The organism is Mycobacterium sp., assembly GCF_049683355.1.
In the GTDB taxonomy this organism is placed as follows: Bacteria; Actinomycetota; Actinomycetes; order Mycobacteriales; family Mycobacteriaceae; genus Mycobacterium.
In genome coordinates this window covers 1-1824 of record NZ_JBAUJB010000123.1, presented here as the reverse complement: position 1 = coordinate 1824, position 1824 = coordinate 1, and the positions used below count along the sequence as shown (strand labels likewise).

General features: G+C 68.0%; 2 protein-coding genes. One reads left to right on the top strand and one right to left on the bottom strand.

The features are described from left to right. The coding region (locus WA944_RS07925) for a TetR/AcrR family transcriptional regulator C-terminal domain-containing protein (protein WP_526646683.1) at positions 1 to 563 on the top strand (563 nt) is incomplete at its 5' end. A gap of 86 nt (positions 564 to 649) precedes the next feature. On the opposite strand, the gene WA944_RS07920 is transcribed toward WA944_RS07925, so the two are convergent. Continuing rightward, positions 650 to 1824 (bottom strand): thiolase family protein (locus WA944_RS07920; RefSeq protein WP_526646681.1); only part of this gene is annotated, 1175 nt, incomplete at its 5' end.

Genomic DNA, 1824 nt, shown 5'->3' with positions numbered 1-1824 from the left:
AGGACGACCTGCTCAACGCGATGGCCGACCGCGCGCTGCGCCAGTACGTCTTCGCCACCCCGTACGTCGAGGCCAAGGACTGGCGCGAGACGCTGCGCAATCACGCGCGGTCGATGCGCAAGACCTTCCTGGGCAACCCGATCCTCGCCGACCTGATCCTGATCCGGTCGGCGCTGAGCCCACGCGCGGCGAAGATGGGCGTCCAGGAGGTGGAGAAGGCGATCAGCAGTCTGGTCGAGGCGGGTCTGTCGCCCGAGGATGCGTTCGACACCTATTCGGCGATTTCGGTGCACGTCCGCGGGTCGGTGGTGCTGCAGAGGCTTGGCGACAAGAATCTGTCCGGCGAAGAGGCGCACGGCGACATCGACGACACGATGTCGATCGACCCGGAGACCGCGCCGTTGCTGGCGGCGGTCACCCAGAAGGGCCATCACCTGAGCGCGGCCGACGACCGCAACTTCGAGTTCGGCCTCGAGTGCATCCTCGACCATGCAGGACGGCTGATCGAGCAGAACAACAAGCCGGCACGCAAGGCCGCCAAGACCACCGCGCGCAAACGCTGACCCGCGCCGCCGACCAGCGCCGGAACTGTATTTCCAGGCGGCCTGTTTGCGGTTTTTCCCGCCCGGAATACCGTTCCGGCGGATGGCTAGACCTCGACGATGACGGCGCCGCCCTGGCCGCCGCCTGCGCACATCGCGGCCACGCCGATCCCGCCGCCGCGGCGCGCCAGCTCATAGACCAGCGTCGTCACCATCCGGGCACCGGATGCGGCGATCGGATGGCCGAGGCTGCAGCCGCTGCCGTAGAAGTTGACCAGCTCCTCGTCGAGACCGAACTCGCGGCAGGCCGCGATCGGCACCGACGCGAACGCCTCGTTGATCTCCCACAGCGCGACGTCAGAAGCCTTCAGACCGCCGCGATCGAGCACCTTGTCGATCGCCTTCAGCGCGCCGAGGCCACAGTCGCGCGGAGCCACGCCCGCGGACGCCCAGGCCTTCACGGTGGCCATCACGTTCAACCCGTGGGCATCGGCATAGTCGCGCTCGACCAGCGCGACGCCGGCCGCGGCGTCGTTGGTGCCACTGCTGTTGCCCGCGGTGATCGAGAACCCCTCGATCTCCGGGTGCAGCACCTTCAGGCCGGCCAGCTTCTCGACGGTGGTGTCACGGCGGGGGAATTCGTCGACGGAGAAGTCGATGACCGAACCATCGGGGAGTTCGACCTTCAGCGGGATGATCTCGTCGAGGAACTTTCCGGCGTCGATGGCCGCGATGGCGCGTTGATGCGAGCGCGCCGCCCAGGCGTCCATCTCCTCACGGGTGATCCCCATCGACTGCGCGGTGTTCCACCCGACGGTGATCGACATGTCCTTGGCCGGCGCGTCGGGCGTCTCGACGTGGGTGGGCGGCATCCAGCGCTCCTCGAACTTCAGCTCAGGGCCGGGGATGCGCCAGTTCGTCAGCGGAGTCATCGACAGCGACTGGACACCGCCGGCGATCAGCACCCGCTCCATGCCGGAGCCGATCTGCGCCGAGGCATTGCCGATCGCGGTGAGGCTGCCCGCGCAGTGCCGATTGACCGACTGGCCGGGAACATGCTCCAGCCCGGTCGCGGTTGCCGCATAGCGAGCCAGATCACCTCCGCCGTAGTGGCTTTCGGCGAAGATGATGTCGTCGATGTCGGCCGGGTCGACGCCGGAGCGCCGGACCACCTCGGGCAGCACCGTGGTGATCAGGGTCTCGGGCGGCGTGTTGACCAGCGTGCCCTTGAAAGACCGGCCGATGGCCGTCCTGGCAGCACCGACGATGACGGGTGTTGGCA